Annotated in this window: 19 protein-coding genes and 1 tRNA gene; 16 read left to right on the top strand and 4 right to left on the bottom strand. The window is 70.4% G+C overall.

Features of this window, described 5'->3' with window-relative positions; translation table 11 throughout:
* The first annotated feature begins 52 nt into the window (after positions 1-52).
* Positions 53-853, top strand: coding sequence for an SDR family NAD(P)-dependent oxidoreductase (locus tag FED44_RS23245; RefSeq protein WP_138462035.1), 801 nt, complete (start codon positions 53-55; stop codon positions 851-853).
* A gap of 120 nt (positions 854-973) precedes the next feature.
* Here the strand turns inward: FED44_RS23245 and FED44_RS23240 are convergent, their stop codons facing one another.
* The gene (locus tag FED44_RS23240; RefSeq protein WP_138462034.1) at positions 974-1846 is read right to left on the bottom strand and encodes a helix-turn-helix domain-containing protein; all 873 of its coding nucleotides are present in this window, start codon (positions 1844-1846) and stop codon (positions 974-976) included.
* A 149-nt stretch (positions 1847-1995) separates the two neighbouring features.
* On the opposite strand from FED44_RS23240, the gene FED44_RS23235 reads away from it, so the two are divergent.
* The 4 genes from FED44_RS23235 (at position 1996) to FED44_RS23220 (ending at position 6230) form a co-directional block, all read left to right on the top strand.
* Entirely contained in the window at positions 1996-2916 is a 921-nt protein-coding gene (locus FED44_RS23235) for an alpha/beta hydrolase (protein ID WP_138462033.1), read from the top strand.
* 123 nt (positions 2917-3039) lie between these two features.
* Positions 3040-4263, top strand: a complete 1224-nt coding sequence (locus tag FED44_RS23230; protein ID WP_138462032.1) for a CHAT domain-containing protein — start codon at positions 3040-3042, stop codon at positions 4261-4263.
* A gap of 11 nt (positions 4264-4274) precedes the next feature.
* A complete protein-coding gene (locus FED44_RS23225; protein WP_138462031.1) occupies positions 4275-4778 on the top strand; it encodes a hypothetical protein in 504 nt (167 codons plus the stop codon).
* 3 nt (positions 4779-4781) lie between these two features.
* Positions 4782-6230 (top strand): hypothetical protein, encoded by a 1449-nt coding sequence (locus FED44_RS23220; RefSeq protein WP_138462030.1) that lies wholly within the window; start codon positions 4782-4784, stop codon positions 6228-6230.
* On the opposite strand, the gene FED44_RS23215 is transcribed toward FED44_RS23220, so the two are convergent.
* Positions 6180-7796 (bottom strand): hypothetical protein, encoded by a 1617-nt coding sequence (locus FED44_RS23215; protein WP_138462029.1) that lies wholly within the window; start codon positions 7794-7796, stop codon positions 6180-6182. The two genes, FED44_RS23220 and FED44_RS23215, sit on opposite strands and share 51 nt — an antisense overlap.
* An 88-nt stretch (positions 7797-7884) precedes the next feature.
* Between FED44_RS23215 and FED44_RS23210 the strand changes: the two genes are divergently transcribed.
* From FED44_RS23210 to FED44_RS23200, 3 genes are all read left to right on the top strand, one after another.
* On the top strand, positions 7885-9771 hold the full coding sequence (locus FED44_RS23210) for a hypothetical protein (RefSeq protein WP_138462028.1): 1887 nt from the start codon (positions 7885-7887) through the stop codon (positions 9769-9771).
* Positions 9772-9826: 55 nt separating this feature from the next.
* Complete coding sequence (locus FED44_RS23205; protein ID WP_138462027.1) at positions 9827-10345, top strand: hypothetical protein; 519 nt, start codon at positions 9827-9829, stop codon at positions 10343-10345.
* A gap of 109 nt (positions 10346-10454) precedes the next feature.
* The gene (locus tag FED44_RS23200) at positions 10455-10769 is read left to right on the top strand and encodes an immunity 53 family protein (protein WP_111700875.1); all 315 of its coding nucleotides are present in this window, start codon (positions 10455-10457) and stop codon (positions 10767-10769) included.
* Positions 10770-10915: 146 nt separating this feature from the next.
* Here FED44_RS23200 and FED44_RS23195 read toward each other — a convergent pair whose 3' ends face one another.
* On the bottom strand, positions 10916-11137 hold the full coding sequence (locus FED44_RS23195; protein WP_111700874.1) for a hypothetical protein: 222 nt from the start codon (positions 11135-11137) through the stop codon (positions 10916-10918).
* A 1233-nt stretch (positions 11138-12370) separates the two neighbouring features.
* Positions 12371-12444 (bottom strand) — tRNA-Arg (locus FED44_RS23180).
* Positions 12445-12540: 96 nt separating this feature from the next.
* On the opposite strand from FED44_RS23180, the gene FED44_RS23175 reads away from it, so the two are divergent.
* From FED44_RS23175 to FED44_RS23145, 8 genes are all read left to right on the top strand, one after another.
* Complete coding sequence (locus FED44_RS23175; protein ID WP_138462025.1) at positions 12541-13539, top strand: tyrosine-type recombinase/integrase; 999 nt, start codon at positions 12541-12543, stop codon at positions 13537-13539.
* Between the two features lie 165 nt (positions 13540-13704).
* Complete coding sequence (locus FED44_RS23170; RefSeq protein WP_138462024.1) at positions 13705-14253, top strand: ester cyclase; 549 nt, start codon at positions 13705-13707, stop codon at positions 14251-14253.
* On the top strand, positions 14240-15082 hold the full coding sequence (locus FED44_RS23165) for a phosphotransferase (protein ID WP_138462023.1): 843 nt from the start codon (positions 14240-14242) through the stop codon (positions 15080-15082). Before FED44_RS23170 ends, FED44_RS23165 begins: the two co-directional genes overlap by 14 nt.
* A 207-nt stretch (positions 15083-15289) precedes the next feature.
* Entirely contained in the window at positions 15290-16246 is a 957-nt protein-coding gene (locus FED44_RS23160) for a cobalamin biosynthesis protein (protein WP_138462142.1), read from the top strand.
* Positions 16243-16392 carry a hypothetical protein gene (locus FED44_RS35960; protein WP_167521567.1) on the top strand — a complete coding sequence of 50 codons (150 nt, stop codon included), beginning with the start codon at positions 16243-16245 and terminating at the stop codon, positions 16390-16392. Before FED44_RS23160 ends, FED44_RS35960 begins: the two co-directional genes overlap by 4 nt.
* Positions 16393-16402: 10 nt before the next feature.
* Positions 16403-16792: a thiol-disulfide oxidoreductase DCC family protein gene (locus FED44_RS23155; RefSeq protein WP_165900684.1), complete on the top strand. Its 390-nt coding sequence runs from the start codon at positions 16403-16405 to the stop codon at positions 16790-16792.
* Between the two features lie 105 nt (positions 16793-16897).
* Positions 16898-17806, top strand: coding sequence for an ABC transporter ATP-binding protein (locus FED44_RS23150; RefSeq protein WP_111700868.1), 909 nt, complete (start codon positions 16898-16900; stop codon positions 17804-17806).
* Positions 17787-18587, top strand: a complete 801-nt coding sequence (locus FED44_RS23145; protein ID WP_111700867.1) for an ABC transporter permease subunit — start codon at positions 17787-17789, stop codon at positions 18585-18587. The genes FED44_RS23150 and FED44_RS23145 overlap by 20 nt, the downstream gene beginning before the upstream one ends.
* The last annotated feature ends 6 nt before the right edge of the window (positions 18588-18593 follow it).

Genomic DNA, 18593 nt, shown 5'->3' with positions numbered 1-18593 from the left:
TAGACATCGGACACGGTGCGTCCCGCCGCCCGGACCACGATGCGAGGATGACATGGATCTTCAACTGAGGGGCAAGCGTGCCCTGGTCACCGGCTCCAGTTCCGGCCTCGGCGAAGCCATCGCCAGGGCCCTGGCCGCCGAAGGCGCCGAGGTCGTCGTGCACGGCCGTGACCGCCTGCGCACCGAAACCGTCGCCGCCGCCATCCGGACAGTCGGCGGCCGGGCTCACACCGCGGTCGGAGACCTGGCCACCGACGACGGCGCCGACATCGTGGCCGAGGCCGCGCTGGCCGGCGGCCCAATCGACATCCTGGTCAACAACGCCGGCGCCTACCCCCACCGCTCATGGAAGGAGGCCACCGCCGGCGACTGGAGCCACACCTACGAGGTCAACGTGATCTCCGGAGTCCGGATGATCCTGCGCCTGGTTCCCCGCATGCACGAGCGCGGCTGGGGTCGCGTCATCCAGATCGGCGGCGGGCTCGGTCTGCAGCCGAGCGCGGACCTGCCCCACTACACCGCCACGCTGGCCGCCCGCCACAACCTCGTGGTCTCGCTGGCCCGCGAGCTGAGGGGGACCGGAATCACGGCCAACACCGTCGCTCCCGGCGCCATCCTGGTCGACAGCGTCCAGCGGTTCCTCACCGACCTTGCTCCGGCCCGCGGTTGGGGCGAGACGTGGGAGGACATCGAACGCAACGCCATCGAGGAGCTGGTGCCCAACGACGTCGGCCGGATGGGCCGTCCCGAGGAAATCGCCGCCGCGGTCCTCTATCTCAGCGGCCCGCTCGCCGACTACGTCACGGGCACCACCCTGCGGGTGGACGGCGGCACCATCCGCGGTGTCCACTGATCGCCCGTCGCTTCAACGATCGCCGGGGCCGCGTCTCGCTCATCCGGCAAGATCTCGTTGGTCATGGCGTCATCGCGCGGAAGCTGAAGGAGGGATCGGCTGCCGTCCGCCGGCGTCTGCCTACCGAGCGGGGGAGAGACTCCCGCTCGGTTGCCCGGGCGCCCACGAGGTGAGGATGCGCAGCGCGTCGTCCGATGGCGAACCGGGTTCGGCGGTGAGAACCATGAGGCGCTGTCCCGAGCCGTCGGGACTGCTCCACGTGTCGCAATCGAGGGTGAGGTCGCCGACCAGCCGATGCCGGTAGCGCTTGGTGCCGTAGGCGGCATTGTTGACGCGGTGCTCCGCCCACCAGGTACGGAAGTCTGCGTCCCGCACGGACAGCTCGCCGACCAGCCGGGCAAGCCCTGGCTCGGAGGAATCGGCCGCCGACTCCATGCGCAGGGCGGCGACGGCGTCGCGGGCGTCATGCTCCCACTCCAGGTGCATGCTCCGGATGATCGGGTCGGTGAACAACAGATACAGGTAGTTGCGCTGATCCTCAGGAAACTGCGAGAAGTCGGTGTATAAGGCGGCGGCGCCGGCGTTCCACTCAAGGATGTCCAGCCGTTTGCCCAGGACGATGGCGGGGGTTGCGGTGAGCTGGTCGAGCAGGCGTCGCATGGCGGGGCGCACGCGTTGCGTTGGCCGGCGCCTGCGAGGCCGGGCGTCGGTCTTGCCGGCCAGTTGGTACAGGTACCGCTGCTGGTCGTCGTCGAGGCGCAGGGCGCGGGCCAGTGTGGCGAGCACCGAAGCGGACGCCCGGACACGGCCCTGCTCCAGCCGTATGTAGTAGTCGACGCTGATCGCGGCGAGTTGGGCGACCTCCTCACGACGGAGCCCCGCGACCTTACGCCGAGAGTCCTGCTCGGGCAGGCCGAGATCCTGCGGGGCCAGTTGCGCCCGGCGGGCCTTGAGGAAGGCGCCGAGTTCGCCGGGGCCGGATGGGCTGGTCATGTCCTCCATTGTGCGGACCTGGGTGGCGAAGGTGAGGGGGCAGGTCTTTTCCCAGGCAAGAACTCGCCGCTTCTGCCGGTCCAGGGTTGCGACGACTGTGGACACGTGCCCGGCATCGTGCCGGGGCCGACCACTGGACGGAGAACCCCATGGCGAAGATCGACGTCACCTTCCGCAGCACCGGTATCCCGCTCGCCGGCCATCTCCACCTTCCCGGCACCCCGGCCACAGGGCCGCGTCCGGCGATCGTCGTCGGGCACCCCGGCACCGGTGTGAAGGAGCAGGCCGCCGGCCTCTACGCCCGCCAATTGGCCGAAAGGGGATTCGTCGCACTCGCCTACGACGCGGCCTATCAGGGCGAGAGCGGCGGCGAACCTCGCGGCCTGGAGGACCCCGCGCAGCGCGTCGAGGACCTCAAGGCCGCCGTCTCCTTCCTGACCGGCCGCGGTGAGGTCGATCCGGACCGCATCGGCGTGCTCGGCATCTGCGCTTCCGGCGGCTACGCCCTCTCAGCCACCGCGGGTGACCGCCGCGTCAAGGCCGTCGCCACCGTCAGCGCCGTCGACGTCGCCCGCCAGTTCCGCCTGGGGGCCGACGGCGCCCAGGACCCGGCCGTGTTCGTCGGCATGCTGGACGCCGCGGCCGACGCCCGCACCGTTGAGGCCCGGGGCGAGGAACCGCCGGTGCTGACCCTCTTCCCCGACACCGTCGAGAAGGCCTATGCGCTCGGCGGAGAGCACGGTGCCGAGGGCTTCGAGTACTACCGCACCGAACGTGGCCGGCACCCCCGCTCAGCGGGCTTTCTCACCTGGAGCAGCATCGACAGGATGGCGGCCTTCGACGCCTTCGCGCCGATCCCGCTGATCGGGCGCCGGCCGCTGCTCATGATCGTCGGCACCCGCGCCGTCACGTCCTGGATGAGCATCGAAGCCTTCCAGCGCGCCACCGGCCCCAAGGAGATCTTCTGGATCGACGGCGCCAGCCACGTTGATCTCTACGACAAGGAGAAGTACGTGGATCCCGCAGTAGAAAAGATCGCCGGGTTCTTCGGGGAGAACCTGAACCGGTAGAGGCTGCGTGCTCCGCGCGTTCCGGCGGAGTGGTGGAAACGCCTTCATCGCGGACCATGGGCCGGAATGATGGAAAGGCTCCGCAGATGAGGGTGTACGTTCCGTCAAGCCGGGAGAACGCGCGTGACCGAGGGCCGGATGCTTCTGGCGGAGTACTTCCTGACCGAGAGCCAGACGGTCATCATGATCGCAAATCCGGACGATCCGGAGCCCGAGCTGGTGGCGGTGCCGCACACGCTGCGCGACGTACGGGCGCACGTGGCCGAGTTGACCGGGATGCTGGAGTCGGCGCCCCGGCGGCCGGAGGCGCTGGGCCGGGTGACGGAGCTGCTGTCGGATCCGCTCCTCACCGATCTGGTCGAACCGGTCGCCAACCGGCTGGGGCCGGGTGACCGGGTGTGGCTGATTCCGCATGACGCGCTGCACCGGGTTCCGCTGCATGCCGTCGGCCCTGAGCTGGCAGCGCACTCCGTCGCCTATGCGCCGAGCGCGTCGGTGTTGCGGTACTGCCGGGGCAACAGGGGTGGCCGCCGGCAGCGGGCCCTCGTCGTCGCCGACCCGCCGGGAGGGGCCGAGCTGATGTTGGGGCCCGCCCAGGCGGAGCTGCTCACCGGCCTGTTCAAGGCCGAGACCCTTGCCGGTGAGAGCGCGGTCAGCGGTGAACTGATTCGCAGGGTCGGCTCGGCCGACATCCTGCATGTGTGCGCGCACGGTGTGTTCGACGCGGCGGCTCCGATGCGTTCGGGCGTCGTACTCGCCGACGGCCTGTTCACCGCCGAGCGGTTTCTCAGGCTCAAACTGTCCAGGACGCTGGTTGTGCTGGCCGCGTGCCGGACCGGCGTCGCCGCGGCCCGGCCTGGCGACGAACTGCTCGGCCTGGTCCGCTCGGTGCTGCACGCGGGCGCGCCCGCCGTGCTGGTCAGCCTGTGGACGGTCGACGAGCTGGCGACCACGATGCTCTTCCGGCATTTCTACGAGCGGCTGGTCGCGGGCGAGCGCGCCATCGACGCGCTCCGTGCCGCCCAGGAACGGCTACGTGTGACGACCGCGGGGGACGTGCTGGCCTATCTCGAATCGGTCGCGCCGCTGCTGCCGCCTCCGGCCGCGGCCCGGCTCCTGATCGCCGAGGCCCGGATCCGGCTGATGGCCGCCGACTTCGGCAGGGCGGTCGCGGCCTGCGACGCGGCTCTCGAAACGGTCGGTGAGCCCGCCGTACGGAGAAGTGCTCAGACGATCAGGCAGCGGGCGTTGCTGCACGCGGGCTCGGAACCACCGAATCTGGGCCGCGCCGTCTACGCGCATCCGTACTATTGGGCGGCTTTCGTGCTCATCGGCGACTGGTACTAGGAAGGGGCGGCATGCGGACGGCGGCTGAGCTCATGGCCACCGGTTACACGACCACGGTGGAGGAGGCGCCCGATCGTGCCGACGGCACGCTCGTCGTGCTCGACGACACGGGACGGCCCCGCTGGGTGGTGGGACCGGCCGGACGCGGGCTCGCGGTGGAGATCGGCCCGGACGCGCCGGTGAGCGGGCTCTCGGCGCTGCCCGGCGTACTCGAACTCATCAACAACGGTCTGCCGGCCGTCCTCGTCGTCGAGGACGGCCGCCTGATCGGGCTGCTGGACGCCGCGCTGATCAGAACGGAACTGCGCAGGGCCCTGGAGGAGGACGGGGACGCCATCGGCACCGTCCTGGACGGCGACTGGGAGCTGTACGGCACGCCCGAGGCGCGGATAGGGCTGGTCAGGGTCAGGTGCCAGGTCTGCGGAACCGTGGCGGAAGTGGACGAATACCCGATAGCCGAGATTCCGTGCCCCGGCGGCCAGGGGCATCGGCTCGTCGACTCCGGGACGGAATGACGGGTGAGCGGGCTGTTCGACGGCGCCGTCGCCTTCCTCGACCGGCGGCAGCTCACCTCGGTCTGGATGCCGCTGACGGCGTTCCTCGCGGCGCTGGTCACGGTGGCCGCGTCGGGGACGGGCTGGGGGAGGACGCTGACCTGGTGGAACGGCCTCGCCGGGGAGACCCGGATCCTGCTCGTGCTCGGAGCGGTGCTCGTCACCGTACTCGCCGGGCAGCTTCTCGCGGTCGCCCGCCCGGGCCTGGTCCGCTGGTACGAAGGCCACTGGCCGGATTCGCCCCTGCTCCGTCCGCTGCGGAGGGCGCTGCTGGCCCGGCATCTCGCCGCGCAGAGCGTGCGGCGCGCGGCCGACGCCGACCTCTTCCTCGGATATCCGCGTACGGCACAGCGGACCCTGCCGACCCGGCTCGGCAACGTGCTGCGTGCCGCCGAGGAACACGGCGACCGGTACGGGATGGACGCGACGACCGTCTGGCCCCGGCTCTACACCGTCCTGCCGGACCCGTTCCTCGCGTCGTTCGCCCAGGCCGCCGCGGCCATGGAGACGGCGGTGATGATCAGCTTCCTGGGGGGAGCCTTCGCCGTCGTGGGCGGGACACTCGCCGTGCTGATCCTGCCGGGCGCCGGGGCCGTGTGCTGCGTCTGGGGCGGGGCTCTCGTCGCGATCCTCGGCTACCGCGGGGCCGTCCGGGCCGCCCGGCCGTACGCCCAGCTGATCCGCTCGGCGTTCGACGTGCACCGGTTCCTGCTGCTTGAGGCGATGCGGCTGCGCCTGCCGGAAAGCCCCGCCCAGGAACGCGCCCAATGGGAACAACTCGGCAAGCTCTGGTATCGGGGCGCCCCCGACTACGACCGGATCCCGGCCCTCCGCTATCCGGCGTCTTCTGCGCCTTCCCCCGAACCGGCCAGGCTGGTGGCCTCGGGCGACCCGGCGCCTGTGAAGGCCCTCCCCGTAGCGGCCGCCCCGGTGCGTACGGGACGGGCGTTTCCGGTCCGGTCGTCGCTCGCGGGCGTGGTCGTGCTCGCCGGAGTGGGCGCGGCCGCCACGGCACCGGCGCTGGGCCCCGACGGGGAGATCCGCGCGACGCGGGACCTTCCGGCGTTCCACGTTCTGGTGCCGGCCGACCTGGAGGGCGAGGGGGCGGGCCGGCTCAGCGGGCGCTACACGGTGACGCCGGTGGCGAAGGGCGGGGCGCCGTCCGACCTCGGCCCTCCGCTGGGTGCGGCCCTGACGGGCAGGGTCGCGACGACCGTGCCGGTCGCCGCCGTACGGGTCCAGCGTGGCCAGGTGGTGAGCCTCCGTACGGCGAAGGGGATGTTCGGCGGCCTGCTCGCACTGGACGTCCCGGACAAGGACACCCTTGTCGTCGCCGTGCCCGCCGCCGATCTCGACGCGTTGTCACGCGGCCTCGACGCGGGGCCGGTCCGCCTGGTCCTGCCGGTCGGCTGACAGCACACGGAGGCCGTCGCGGACCCTTTCGTCCAGCAGGGCCCAGCCGGGCTCGGGAGCGTCGGAGGGGATGCGCGCCCGCTCGCGCAGGGCGTCCTCGGCACGTCCCAGCCGGCCCAGCACGTCGGCCGTACCGGCACGGCACGCGGCCTCCTCGGCGCGCAGGCCGAGCGACCGGTACCTGACGGCGGCCTCGCGCCATTCGCGCAGCGCGTCGTTCCACTCCAGGCCGAAGGTCAGCACGAGGGCCTTCGTGAGAACCAGTTCGGCCTCGATCGTCGACCGGGCGCGGGTCAGCGGTTCCCGCAGGTCCACCGGGACGCGCGGGGTGACCTCCTCGTCCACCAGCCAGAGCGCCTGCGTGGCCAGAGCGATCCAGCGCAGGCCGTCCACCGGCTGCTTGAGCTCGGGATCCCTGTTCGCGATCGTGCTCTGACCTGCGACGAACCCACCGCGCGAGGCGTGTACGGCCATGCCGAGATACCGCCTCACCAGCCCGAAGTCGGCGGTGCCGGGCTCGCGCAGGAACCCGTCGTACAGCCACGGGCCGAGCACGTTCATCCGGTTCTCCGGCTTCAGCTGGATCATGAAAGCCGCGTAACGGTCGGTCAGCCTCGCGGCCATCGGGCGGTCGGCGAGGGCCGCGACGCACGTCTCGGCGAGCAGCAGCGGCGCCAGCGCGGCCACCGCGCCGGGCGTGGGGTGGAACACCGCCACCGCCCAGAACGGGAACAACCAGTGCGCGGTCATCACCCGCAGCCGCCCCGGCCAGACGAACCTGATCGCGAACACGACCGCGCAGATCAGCGCGCCGCCGAGCCAGCCGGTGAGGAACCCGGTCTCCGACCACCGCGCGGCGAACCAGCCGCCCACCGGTCCCGCCGCCACCAGCATCGCCACCGCGTTGCCGGACGCCATGACGAACCGGTGGACCCGGATGCTCACGCGGTGCTCGTGCCGTACCGCCCTGTCGAGCAGGCCCATCTGCACGGCGAGCGCCGACGCGCACGCCGGCAGCGCCCAGTCCCACCAGGTTTGAACGGCGGACGCCACCATGGGCGCCACGGTCGTGAGCATCATGGCGATGGACCAGAACCGGTCGATCGGCAGCGGCGGCCGGATGAACGGGCCGAACCGGGAGATCTGGGCGAGCCGCCGCTCCGGAGGCCGCCACCGCTCCGGCAGGAAGTGCGCCAGGCGTGTCCCGTACCCCGCCAGTATGGGCAGGGCGGCCCAGACCAGCGGCTCGTGCCCAAGCCTCAGGAGCACGACCGCGACGGCCGCGCCGCACGCCGCCTCCGGCCAGCCCGCCAGCCCCATGGCCAGGCCGAACACGGCCAGGGCGGGGCCGGGCAGGTGGAGTGAGACGAGCACGGCCCCGGCGAAGGTGTGCAGCAGGGACAGGAGGGCCCGCCGCGCGTCAAGGCCGCCGGGGACCTCGGCGATCTCCTCGAACACCGCCCGCCAGTCACCGCGTCTGCGCAGCCGGATGCGCCGCTCCACCCGGAAGCAGGCGAATCCGAGCACGGCGATTCCGAGGCCGAGCTGGCCCGGCGACAACAGCACCCGCACAGTCTGACCGGGTAGGCGCCTGGCCACAGTCAGTTGACGAAATTCGCCGCATCTCGCCCGGCATTCCCCAATGATGTCCCGCATGGGTCTGTTGCGCCTGCCGCTCGTGATCTACCCCTGGTTCGCCTGGCTTGCCGTACTGCTGGGGTTCAAGGCGGCGGACAGCGGCTCAACCGTCCCCACCGTGCTCCTGATCGGCCCGGCGGTGCTGATCGGGTTGATGATCCGGCTCGACGTCTGGTCGGCGCGCGTGCTGAGTCCGCGGGAACGGGCCCGCAAGCTGCTGAGCGACGGCACGGGCATCGTCTACGCCCTGGTCTTCGTCTGGTACGCCTACGCGGCCGGGTTCCTGCCGTCGATCGTCGACTTCTGGCACCGGCACTCGTCGCTCGGCAGGTACGAGATCGTCCTGGCGCTGTTCCTGGCCGGGCACGGTCACCTGCCCGTCGTCGCCGCCGTCACCCGGGTTCCGATACTGGGGTCGATCTACGCCGTCTTCGAATGGTTCGCCGTACGCAAAGGGTGGACGGCGTTTCTCGTCGGGATCGGCTCAGGGGACCGCGGGATCGCCGAGTTCGCCGCCTGGCTGGTGTTCTTCGAATTCCTCGCCCAACTCCATCATCTGTTCGTCAGCAAGCACCCGCCACTCTGGCGCTTCCGCAGGATCGAGGCACACCACTACTTCGGCGGCACGCCCGCCTACCGGCGCATGGTGGCGGAACTGTGGATCGAGGAGGACGTACGCGGGAAGACATGCCCCGGTCTCGGCCTCGTGCACACGCTCTGCGACGAGGCCATGGTCGCGGCCCAGGACAAGGATCCGCATCCCGAGATGGCCCGCTTCCTGAAAGCCGAGAAACGGCCGGGCCAGGCGGCCAAGGCCTGGTTGGACGCGGCGTCGGAGCTGCTGGCGCAGGCGACGCGCGCGCTACCCGACCCCGGGCCCGCCCAGCGGCGTGAGCTGGACCTCGCCGAGGCCCACCTCGTCAGGTTCCGCGCCCACCTCGAAGGGAGCCTCGGTCAGCGGGAGCGGGCGCTGGCGAGCCAGCGCAGGGTCCGTGAGCTGTGGACCAAGCACGACCTGCACAACCTCAGCGCCAACAACCTGTGCGTGGAACTCATCGGCGCCCGGGCCGAGGAAACCCAGCCGGTGGTGCCGGAACACGCCCTGGCGGAGCTGCACCGGCATCTCGGCCGGCCGGACCTGGTGCCGTACGTGCGCTGCTCGCTGCTCCTGCTGGCCGCCGAGTACGCCACCCTGACCGGCGACTTCGAAAGCGCCGCGTCGATGCGGACCCTCCGGCACCAGTACGTCATCGGCCGGACGGACTTCCGCGTCCTCAACGGTGAGCAGCGAGCGGCGGGCATGCCCACCTTCCCCGCCCGCCAGTACCGCATGACCCTCGCCTCCCTGGAGGTGCTGGACGCCCGTACCCGAGGGCACGCCGTCACAGTGGACGAGGGCACCCGCCCGCCGAGGATCATCCTGTCCAACCTGCCCGGCGGCCGGGCCGGCGCCCAGGCCGAGGCGGGGATGCGGCTGTGGCTGCTCGGCCGGACCACCGAGGCCGCCGCCATGCTGAGCGAGGCCGCGGACCTGCTCCAACGTGGCGGCTTCAACGCGGAGGCGTTCACCGTGCTCTACGAACTCGGCACCGCCCAGCGCGTCACCGACCCGGCCGCCGCCTACGCGACCCTCACCCAGGCCCTTCACCTTCAGCAGCGCCTGCGCGCGGGCCTGGCCGACACCGGCCTCCGCCTCGCCACCGGCAGCGCCACCGAACACCTCGCCCGTACGCTGACCGACCTCCTGCTCCGCACCCTTCCCGCCCCCGCCCCACCGGCCCTCACCATCTTCGACCTGGTCGAGCTCTCCCGCTCCCGCGTCCTCCTCGACCAACTGGGCACCCGCCCGACCCGGCCCATCACCTACCCGGCGCTCCGCGCCCTCCTGGCCGAGGCCGGCTAGAGAAAGATCCGAGAGAGGCCGATGGTGTACGGCCAGAAATTCCCGAAGGAGGCACATGCTCCCGATCGTGCGTCGAATCGCGGTAACGGTAGTGGCCGCACTGCTGATGGCCGGCTGCGCATTTGCGCCGGAGCAACCGAAACCACCTCCTGCGGTCGTGTTCACGCCGGAGATGGCGGAATCAGTCCTTCAGAAAGTCGTCGCCGGAGTCGGCAAGAGCGGCGTCGCCGGCTTCTGCTCCAAGTTCGCGCGCAGCATCGGGACATGTGAGGCTCTTCTGAAGGACGCCCTGGGGCAGTGCCTCCTGCCCGGAGACAGGCCCACAGTGAAGCGCTCGGTGCATCTACCCGCCACCGGCACGTACGAAGAGACGTGGCAGCTGGTGGTCGAGGGGAGAACACTCGATGGTCAGAAGTACGTCTCGGACTTTCCGATCGTCCTGTCGGCGGGTGCGCCGAAGGCTGTATTAGGAATCTACTGGACCGGCCAGGGGTACGGCAGGAACATGGACGTCCCCCCGAAGTACACCGTCCCCCCGCAGAACGCCTGCCCTCGACCGTCGAATCAGAAGTAGCTGCCTCGCGTCGCGAGGTCACACGCTCTCTGCGCTGCTGAACCGGATGACGAAGGACGGTTGACGGCGAAGACCGTTCAGTAAATATTCCTTGTGCTGAGGTGCCACGATGACTGGTGATCCATTCGGCTTCCTGCAGCGGTGGTATGCCGCTCAGTGCGACGACGAATGGGAGCACGCCTATGGCGTCACGATCGATACGCTCGACAACCCTGGGTGGCGCATAGCGGTGGATCTCGTCGGAACCGATCTTGAGGGCCGCGCCTTCGACTGGCGATCCCTCGACCGGACTGAGGACGACTGGATCCACATCCGAAGCGACGGCAGGCTGTTCCAGGGCGCGTGTGGTCCCGGCAACCTGGCCGAAATGGTCGCTGAGTTCGAGAAGTTCGCGACAACTCCAGCGAGCACTGGCTCCATCTGATCGGACCGTAAGGGAGTCCGCGCTGTCAGCCTGGGCTGTGCATAGATCACGGCTGTTGGGGGTGTTGACCTGGGAGACCGTGGTTGCCCCTCGTTTCCCAGCCTGATGGCACGCTAACTGTACGACCGGCAGGAGCAGGGGCGCAGTTAGGGCTCGTCGGCTTTGTAATCGAAGTACACGGTGAGGCTCGGCCAAGAACCTTCGGCCGTGATCTCTGTGTGCATGATCAGGTCATGGACCTCGACGTCCCCAAGGTCCTTGATGCTGTCGGCGACTCTACGGAGAAGCGCCGGTACATCTCCTTGCTGATGGCCTTTCGGGTTGGCCTGAGAGAAGTGGTGCATGGTCCAGGTGATTCGCTCGGACATGTCCCGGCCTTTCTCTGATCATCCTGCCGTACCGCAGCATAGAGGGACGAGGCCTCGCACCTCGCCTTCCTGATCACCTCGGAGTCGGAGCGTCCCGCCGAGGGCATTTCCGTTATTTTGGTTTGCTCCCTCGTGCCAGCCAGGTCTGAATCAACTCAGTGGCAAGCCAGTGGCCGCGATTCTCTGCCATCTGGAGGGGAGTTCCGTGACGGCGGGATGGGGCCAAGGGGTCGGCGCCACGAGTGAGAAGGTACGCCGTGACATCTACATGTAGAGGCTCGCCGGTCTGCTGGTGCCCGTCGATCTCGACATCTATGGCGTGATGCAGCAGGCTCCACCCATGCATGTCGGAGTCCTGAACGTCGTGGCCGTCGTCGAGCAGGTCGCGAAGCGCCGGTAGGTCCTCATGTTCGACCGCGTGATGGGCTCGGCTCCACTCCATGCGCGGAGTGTGCCATACGCGTTCCGGCGGCCATAGTCGCTGGTGGCCGTGCCTCCAGCCGCATGCTGGCCGCCGAGCGGGTGAATGAACGCAGGGGTTTCGGCTCACATCGGGATCCTTGCGCCATGTCCTGGCTCGATCAGAGTTCAGAGATCCGGTAATACCACCATGCACCGGGTTGTCGTGGGCGTACGTGCGGGTGCGGTTCTGGGATGGTTCGGCGGCGGAATTCCTGGTCCAGCCTCGTCACGAGCCGGGCAAGCTCTGCGCGTTCAATAGCCGGCAGGCGTCGGAGCGTGTACTCCAGAGTGTCTCGGGCGTTTTTCGGATCGCAGCATGGACATCCCGCGTTGGGAAGATAGAGATGTCGGCCGGGTTGCCGGACGAAATGTTCGTACTCGGCGAACGCGCCGACGATGGCGCCGGGCCGGAGACGCTGTTGCTCTATGTGAGCGATGGCGGCACAGGTCCGGCTCGACAATGTCGGGATCTTGGGAGCTGGGCGGTAGCGCCGCCGATTGACCCAGAGCCGCGCACGTAGTGCGCTTGGCCGTCTACGCGGCATCAGCCTTTCGGGTGGTCACGGACGCATGGTGTCACGTCCCCGGCCTGGGAACCAGACGCGGTTTGGCGGAGCTCCAAATCCTTTCGGCAGCTCGTGGAATCCATGAGCAGACCTGCGGAGACGCGTCCGGCATCATCCCGCGTATATCCCGCGGCTATTGGGGCGTACGGCTGCATGCGTGATCGAGCGCATGCCGGTTCGGAGGCCGAATGGGCCGGGAGAGGAGCGCGCCCTGAGGGATTCGAACCCCCGACCGTCGGATTAGAAGTCCGATGCTCTATCCAGCTGAGCTAAGGGCGCCAGTTTTTTTGGGGATGACCTGCAAGGTTGGTTACCTTGGCCTAAGGTAGCATAGCCGCACACCGATGAAACAGCATCGGATTTGGAGCTTTCCCCATGGGTAGATCCCCACTCCTGCGAGACCTGGTCCCGTCGTGGAAGCTGGCACTCGAAGGTGAGAAGCTCGCACCCGGCACGATCACGAGCTACCTCCACTCAGCGCGTCTCCTGATCGAGTACCTGGACAAGCATGACATGCCCGGGCAGCTGGAAAAGATCCGTGCTCAGCACGTGCGGGCCTTCTTCTCCGCCCGCCTGCACGGCTGCTGGCTCGACGACGGGCAGACCCGGCCGTGTCCCTGTGGCGAGACGCGGTCACGCAGCGCCGGTGACGCCCACAAGCATTTCCGCAACCTCCGTGTCCTGTTCAGGTGGCTGGTCGACGAGGACGAGCTCGACGCCTCGCCGATGGCCGGAGTCGCCGCGCCGGCCGTCGTGACCCGGCCGGTCGAGCCCCTCACCGAGGACGAACTGCGGCTCATGCTCAAGACGTGCTCGGGCACCGCCTTCAAGGATCGGCGCGATACGGCGATCATGCGGGTGCTGCTCGACAACGGCTTGCGCGGATCGGGACTGGCCGGGCTGCGCTACCACCCCGACGACCCCGAGCTGACCGACGTGTTCCTGCCCCAGCATGTCCTGCGCATCCGCCTCAAGGGCGGGCGGACGCACCTGGCTCCCATCGGCCGGAAGACCGCCGCGGCGATCGACCGCTATCTCCGCGCCCGGGCGCGGCACGGTCACGCCGGCAGCCCGTGGCTGTGGCTGCCCGAGCGCGGCCGTACGGCGGCCGGCGGGGACCGGAGGCTCACGACGACCGGCATTCTGCAGATGCTGAAGCGCCGGGCCGACGAGGCCGGCATCCCTGGTGTCCACACGCACCGCTTCCGTACGACGATGGCGACGTCCTTCCTGGACGCGGGCGGCGATCCACTCGATCTGATGCGTGTGGGGGGCTGGAACTCCCTGGCGATGGTCCAGCGGTACACCGCGGCCACGGCGGAGCGCCGCGCACGCGAGGCGCACGCCCGGCTCTCGCCGGGCGACCGGATCTGACAGAGCGGCGGGCGAACCGCCGGGGCACACGCGGCCCTTGGCGCCCGGTTGGGAGAACGTGGAGGTCGCCGCGTCGTTTGTGGTGGTGACATGACGTTCACCCGATCGGCCGCTGTTCGACCCATGGGTACCGTGAAGACGCAGCCCTGCGGAAGTGGAGGTGTGATGTCTACCTTCTGGGACCTCAAGCACCGGCTGGCCGAAGCGATCAACGCTCATGACGTACCGGGGATTCTCTCCTGCTACAGCCTGGACGCCGTGTACGTGGGACCGTCCGGTATGGCCGAGGGACATGACCAGATCGCGTGGATATATGAGCAGTTCTTCACGGGGTTCCCGGACTTTCACGCGATGGCCTGGTTCGAGCTCGGCGACTGCGAGAACCCGGCCGTCACCGAGTGGACCTATACCGGCACTCACATGGGGCCTCTCCTGCTGCCCGACGGGCAGGAGATAGGCGGAACGGGCTGCCGCATCACGCTCCGTGCCACCTGCTCGTCCTTCGTCCAGGGCGACAAGATCCAGACGCACCGTGAGTATTTCGACCAGCTGGAGCTCTACAGCCAGCTCGGTTTCGGACTGATAAGGCTCCAACCCGACGCGCGCGACCATTCCGCTGAGAAGCACGGGCCGCCACGGACGGAAGAAATCCGGCGGCTTTCCCCTCGCAACGGAAATCTGGTGGTTAAACTGCGTCGGCATGGCCGTACGTGAGATCCCACTCGTCGGAGACGTCTCCGAGGGACTCGTACGGGTAGGGGCGACCGTACGGCGGCCGATGCGGCCCTCGTCGCCGTCCGTCCACGCGCTGTTGCGGCATCTGGAGGCCGCCGGGTTCGACCGGGCGCCCCGGTTCCTCGGGATCGACGAGCGGGGCAGGGCGATCCTCACCTACATCGAGGGCATGGTGCCCGCGCGCCCGCTTCCGGCGTACGCGGTGAGCGAGGCGGCGCTGACCGCGCTGGCCCTGCTGCTGCGGCGCCTGCACGACGCGGCGGCGTCGTTCGGCGCGCCTCCCGGCGCGACGTGGGAGGACGGCTCGGAGCCTGAGGGCTCGCCCGAACTCGTGGGCCACTGCGACGTGACCCCGGCCAACGTGGTCTTCCGCGACCGGCCCGGTGCCGGGCCCGTGCCGTACGCGCTGATCGACTTCGACATGGCCAGACCGACGACGCGGTTGTTCGACGTGGTGACGACGCTGCGGCACTGGGCCCCGCTCGCCGACCCGGTCGACCGGGACCCCGCGCAGCGGTCCCTGGACGCGGCGGCCCGGGTGCGGCTGTTCTGCGACGCGTACGGCCTGCCGGCGCACGACCGGCTGAGGCTGGTGGAGACGGCGCGGACGCGGTTCGGCCGGTCGTACGAGCTGATGCGGGACCGGGCCCGCACGCAGGGCGGCGGCTGGGCGCGGATGTGGGCCGACGGCGCGGGCGGCCGGATCAGGCGCGCCGCCGCCTGGCTGGACGCCAACGAGGAGGCGCTCCAGGACCACCTCCTCGGCGACGCGGGGATCCCGGGTCCGGTCGCCGAATCAGCGTCCTGAACGCGCCCCACACGCCCGGGTCCTGAATCGCGCCCGCATGTCCGGGTCCTGAACGCGCCCCGGATGCCCGCGTCCTGAACGCCGCGCACGACGAGGCCCGCCGCCCGGCCCCGCGACCCATCACCTCGCGAAGCACGCCGGCCACCCCCGCGCCCCGGCGGGGGCGGAGCGCGAGGGCTGCGGAAGAATGCGTGCGTGATCCGGATCATGGACGGTGCCACGGCGGCGGGGCTGCTGGCCGGGGCGGCGATCGACGCCCTCCTCGGCGACCCCCGGCGGGGTCACCCGGTAGCGGTGTTCGGCAGCCGGGCCGCCGCCCTCGAAAAGCTGATATATCGGGATTCGCGGGTGGCGGGGGTCGCTTACACGACCATCTGCGTCGGGGCCGCGACGGCCGTCGGAGTGATCGCGGACCGGGCGACCCGGACGAGCCCGGTCGCGCGGGCCGCCGTCACCGCCGCCGCCACCTGGGCGGTCCTGGGCGGCACGACCCTCGCGAAGGAGGGCGCGCTGATGGCCCGCTCGCTGGAGGACGGCGACCTGGCCGCCGCCCGCGCCCGCCTTCCGCACCTGTGCGGGCGCGACCCGTCCGGTCTCGACGCCGCCGAACTGGCGCGGGGCACCGTCGAGTCGATCGCGGAGAACACCTCGGACGCCGTCGTCGCGCCGCTCGTGTGGGGCGCCGTCCTCGGCGTGCCCGGTCTGCTCGGCTACCGCGCGGTGAACACGCTCGACGCGATGGTGGGCCACCGGTCGCCGCGCTACGCGCGGTTCGGCTGGGCCTCGGCCCGGCTGGACGACGTGGCCAACTACCTGCCCGCCCGGCTGACCGCGCTGCTCACCACCGGTCTCGCCGGTCTGGTGGGCGGCTCCCCGCGCCGCGCGGCCGCCGTACTCCGACGGGACGGGCACCGCCACCCCAGCCCCAACTCCGGGCGCTGCGAGGCCGCCTTCGCCGGCGCCCTCGGCGTACGGCTCGGCGGGGCGAACGACTACGGTGGCAGGGTGGAGTACCGCCCGGAGCTGGGCGACGGTCCCCGCCCGGCCGTCGCCGACATCCCCCGGTCCGTACGGCTGGCGCGCGCGGTGTCGTACGCCTCGGCAGGCCTGGCCGTCGCCGCGCGCCTGGCCCGCGCACGGGCCGGTCGAAGGGGCCGGCGATGACGCTGCTCGTCCTGCTGCTGGTCTTCGCGGTCGTCTTCAGCGTCGCGGTCGCGGTGATCGTGGTCGCCGTGCTGGCGGTGCGCGCGTCGCGGCGGCCCGCGCCGCCGCCACCATGCGACCGGAATGATCCGTCCCAGTATTGGTAGGTTCGATCGCATGGGCGGAGAAAGCGGAGACAACCGCATCCTGCTGGTCTTCGACGGCGACTGCGCCTTCTGCCAGACGTGCGTGAACGCCGGGCACCGGTTCCTGCCCTACATGCCCGCCGTACGGGCGTGGCAGGGGCTCGACCTCGGCGCGGCGGGGCTGACCCGCGAGGAGGTCATGACGTCCGTGCAGCTCCTGGGCCCGGGAGGGCTGCGTGCGCACGGCGCGCGGGCCATCGGGGTGATGCTCGCGGTGCAGCCGCACGCCGCCTGGCGCGCGCTCGGCCGCGTGATGCTCGCGCCGCCGGTTAGCTGGGCCGCCGAGGCGGGCTACCAGCTGGTGTCGCGCTACCGCCACCTCCTGCCCGGCTCCACGACCTGTGGCGTGCCGCCCGTATGACCGGCCTCTGATCGGCGTCGTTGCCGAAGCCGGGAAGGGACGAGATCGCCAGGTGTCCGGAAGAGGGCATACCCCGGCGCCGGGCCGGAGGTCCACCATTGCGGCATGACAGCAGTGGTGGAGACCGAAGGACTGACGAAGTTCTACGGTACGAGACGGGGCCTGGAGGACCTCACCCTCGACATCCGTCCGGGTGAGGTGTTCGGCTACCTGGGCCCGAACGGCGCCGGGAAGACGACGACGATCCGGCTGCTCCTGGACGTGATCCGGCCGACGTCGGGCCGGGCCACGGTCTTCGGCGCGAGCACCAGGGACCCGCGGGTCCGCGCCCGGATCGGTTACCTGCCCGGCGAGCTGGCGCTGGAGGGCGGGGAACGGGCCCGCGACTACCTGCGGTTCCTCGCGGGCGTACGCGGAGGGGTGAGCCGGGGCAGGATCGACGACCTGGCCGAACGGCTGGACGCCGACCTGTCGGTCAGGATGGGCCGGCTCTCCAAGGGCAACAAGCAGAAGGTCGGGCTCATCCAGGCGTTCATGCACGAGCCCGAGCTGCTCATCCTGGACGAGCCGACGAGCGGCCTCGACCCGCTGGTGCAGCAGGAGTTCCTGGCGATGGTCCGGGAGGCGCGGACGGCGGGCCGCACGATCCTGATGTCGTCGCACGTGCTCGCCGAGGTGGAGCACGTCGCCGACCGGGTGGGCATCGTCCGCGCCGGGCGCCTCGTCGCGGTCGAGGACATCGCCGCGCTGCGCGAGCGGGCCGTACGGCACGTGGAGCTCCACTTCGACGCGCCGGTCCCCAGGGAGGACTTCGAGGGGCTCCCCGGCGTACGGGACGTGACCGTGCAGGGCGCGAGCCTGCGGTGCACGATCGACGGCCGGCCCGACGCGCTGGTCAAGGCGGCGGCCCGCCACACGGTCGTCCACCTGGTCAGCGCGGAGCCGGACCTGGAGGAGATCTTCCTGACCTACTACAGCGAGGAGGAGGCCCGGCATGCCCACGCTGGTGCGTAAGACCCTGGGGGAGTACCGCCGCGCCCTCATCGGGTGGACGGTCGGGCTGTGCGCGTTCCTCGGGATGTACATCTCGATCTACGCGAGCATGATGAAGGACCCCGACACGTTCACCAAGCAGGCGATCGCCAAGTATCCCGGCGCGCTCCGGGACCTGATGGGCGGCTTGTCCGACATCGCGACCGGCACCGGCTACCTGCAGGCGATCGCCTACCAGTTGCTGGGCCCGCTGCTGTTCACCATGTGCGCCGTGATCCTCGGCAACCGGGCCCTGGCCGGCCCCGAGGAGGCCAAGACGCTGGAGCTCACGCTGACGCTGCCGCTCGACCGGCGGCGGCTGCTCCTGGAGCGCTGGACGGCCCTGGCGCTCGGCCTGCTGGGCGTGGCGCTGGTGACGCTGGTGGTCGCCGCCGGGGCCTCGTCCGCCGCCGGCATGGGCGTGCCGTTCGGCCGCATACTCGCCGCCCACACGGGGTTGTTCCTGCTCGTGCTGTTCTTCGGGACGCTGGTCCTGTGCGTGGGCGCGGCGTTCGGCCGCAAACAGGTCGCGCTCGCCGTGGCCGGGGTCTGGGGCGTCGCCGGGTACATCGTGGAGACCATGGGCCGGAGCGTCGACGCCCTCTCCTGGCTGCGCTGGCTCACGCCCGTCCACTACTACCTCGATGGACGCCCCCTTTACCAGGGCTGGCCGTACGGGGACTACCTTGTCCTGCTGGGTGCGACGGCCGTGCTGCTCATGACGGCGCTGCTCGCCTTCGAACGGCGCGACGTAGGGGTCTGATGGACA

The organism is Microbispora triticiradicis (assembly GCF_005864065.1).
GTDB classification, from domain to species: domain Bacteria; phylum Actinomycetota; class Actinomycetes; order Streptosporangiales; family Streptosporangiaceae; genus Microbispora; species Microbispora triticiradicis.
Note: the sequence above shows the minus strand (reverse complement) of the source record. Positions and strands in the feature narration are given on the sequence as shown.